The following is a 414-nucleotide window of genomic DNA, read 5'->3' on the forward strand; positions in this document are numbered from 1 at the left end:
TTTTTTCTTATTGTATTTGCTGTTCTATATTCTCTAAATTTATTATAGATTTCTTCTGAGATTAATGCACTTTCGTAAACATAAGTTCCATGTGGGTTACTTATTAACCCTTTTATTATTTTTTCTTGCTTTTTTAGAGTATCTTCATTTAAATTATAACTATCAATTATTTTTTGCTTTTCAATATCAGTCACCACATTAGAATACAAATAATCAGGTTTTCCTATTTTCTTACTGTCAGGTAGTACAGGGATAAATAAGCCCGGCATTAACTGTTCTCTTAATGCTGCCTTCCCTATAGGTAAATGTCCCGTCTTATCTTTCCAGCTATGCTCTTTTACTTTACCTATGTTCGATATATTTACAAGTCTTGACTCTCCTGATAAACTGAACAGCTTATTTGTATTAGCTACA

The 414-nt window shown here is 30.2% G+C and carries 1 protein-coding gene; it reads right to left on the reverse strand.

The features are described from left to right. A partial coding sequence (locus EII29_RS12410) for a hypothetical protein (protein ID WP_158612554.1) occupies positions 1-414 on the reverse strand: 414 nt, incomplete at both ends.

Source organism: Leptotrichia sp. OH3620_COT-345, assembly GCF_003932895.1.
Classification (GTDB): domain Bacteria; phylum Fusobacteriota; class Fusobacteriia; order Fusobacteriales; family Leptotrichiaceae; genus Pseudoleptotrichia.